The sequence below is a fragment of the Ilumatobacter sp. genome (assembly GCF_049588435.1).
Classification (GTDB): domain Bacteria; phylum Actinomycetota; class Acidimicrobiia; order Acidimicrobiales; family Ilumatobacteraceae; genus Ilumatobacter_A.
The window spans coordinates 1-1976 of the sequence record NZ_JBAVYV010000318.1 but is presented as its reverse complement, the minus strand read 5'-3'; the positions used below and the strand labels follow the sequence as shown (position 1 = coordinate 1976).

Below are 1976 nucleotides of genomic sequence, written 5' to 3'. Positions count from 1 at the left end.
CGGCGCTGATCCAGATCCCCGCCGGTTGTCCGGCCCCGATCCCGGCCGATCTCGCGTTCGTGGGCACCGTCCTCGCCAAGGACGAGTTCGTCGAGAAGGGCACTGTTCGCTATCACATCGACCAGATGCGAGCCGGTGATGCCGCGCCGTACGCCGTCGACGGCGTGATCGATGTTCGCTACGGCCCGGATTCGCTGTATGTGGACGTCGACGCCCAGTACCTCGTGTCGGCAGCGGTCGACCCCGACATCGGAGCGCTGGCATCGAAGGTGTCGTCGGATTCACCGCTGTTCGGCGGGGATGCCGTGGTCGGCCTCGAGGACACCGAGGTGGTGTGCCCGGTTGTCGACGATCCGATCCAGACGATCAACGTCGATGGGACACCGGTCGATTCCAGTCTGCTCACACCGTTGTTCGAGGACAAGCGGCTGTTGCTGTCGACGCTCCTCGTCCCGGCAGCGATCGTGGGGATCGTCCTGGTCGGCCTGGTCCTGCTCCGTCGTGGTTTCGACTTCGGAATGCAAGGGATCTTCGCGCTCGGCCGTGCGGCCGTGATGCCGACAGGCGACCATCGTGCCGCACGGGTACGACGTCACGCCAACGCGACCGAGGCCGCTGCACTCGGTCTCGATGTCGAGGACGAACCGGATCAGCCGACGGAGCCGGCGCCGGAATCGACCGGCGACTCGGCGACCGACACGAAACTCGTGGACGTCTAGAACGCGTCGTCGTCGGCGACGATCGAACGAACCTCGGTGAGTGCGTCGGCCCAGTCGGGGATCTCGATCTGTTCGGGTGCTTCTCCGCCGCGGCACCTGACGAGCACGCCACCGACGACATCCTCGTCCAGCGTCGCCTGGAGGGCTGCGCCATAGGCAGCGAGCTGAGTGCGGTACCGGCCGATCCGCTCGGCAGTCTGGACGGGCCCCGACCACTGATCGGTCTTGTAATCGACGATCACGAGACCGCGGGACGTCCGCACGAGGAGGTCGATGTATCCCTCGAGCACGCGGGAGCCGACGGGAGCGGCGATGAACAACTCGCGCCAGTGCGGCGCTCCGTCGACGACCTCACGCACGATCGGCGCCTCGATCGCCGAGCGAGCGAGCGCGGCGACGGTTCGATCGAGACCGAGGATCGACTCGGCTGCGCACTGCGAACGTGCGAGATCGTCGATGTCCGAGCCGGTGGCCAGGTCACAGAACTGGAGCGTGCCGTGGACGGCCCGGCCGATCGACGTTCCGTATCGGCCGCGCTGCCACGGTGGCAGATCGATGTTGATCGGTTGCTTGTCGAGACCGGGATCGTCGATGCGTTCCTGGTCGCGCAGGAGGCGGACCTCGTCGGCGAGCCGTGTCGCGGCCACCGCGCTGCGACGGTTCGCACCGTACAACGCTCGGGCGAGCTCGGTGCGCCACACCTCGATGTCGTCGACCTGTGCGAACGCCTCGCTGCTGTCCACTCGCTCGACCGGTGTGGGGGTGAGCACGCGGGCAATCGCCCCCGACGACTCGGCCGACGAGCCGGAGTGGAACAACAGCTCGGCAGAGGTGTATCCCTCCACCCCCTGTTTGGGGACGAAGTCGTCCGCGCTCTGCCGGTGCAGCGAGACGACCAGGTGGTCGACAGCGCGAGTGCACGCGACGTAGAGCAGTCGGCGACGCTCGGCATCGCTCATCAGTTCGTCGATCGGGTGCACGTCGGCGAAGCTGCCGTCGTCGCCGCGCCCCGTCAGGTGCCACTCGTCGTCGTGCCACACGACCTGCACGCCGCGCCGCCGACTCGGCTGCGTGGTCATGCCGCTGACCACGGTGATCGGGAACTCGAGGCCCTTCGCCGCGTGGATCGTCATGATCCGCACGGCGTCCTGGTCACGCTCGGGCAGGATCGTCTCGGACACCTGGGCGTCGGAGGCCTGGAGGCGCGCCCAGGCGAGGTACCGGCGCAGCCCGCGTCCGCCCGCATCGGCCCAGGCC

Annotated in this window: 2 protein-coding genes; one reads left to right on the top strand and one right to left on the bottom strand. The window is 68.1% G+C overall.

The window, feature by feature from the left end; genetic code table 11:
• Window positions 1-719, top strand: a 719-nt coding sequence (locus WBV89_RS12320; protein WP_423981646.1) for a hypothetical protein, incomplete at its 5' end; no start/stop codon positions are given.
• Here WBV89_RS12320 and WBV89_RS12315 read toward each other — a convergent pair.
• A partial coding sequence (locus tag WBV89_RS12315; protein ID WP_423981645.1) for a 3'-5' exonuclease occupies window positions 716-1976 on the bottom strand: 1261 nt, incomplete at its 5' end. The two genes, WBV89_RS12320 and WBV89_RS12315, sit on opposite strands and share 4 nt — an antisense overlap.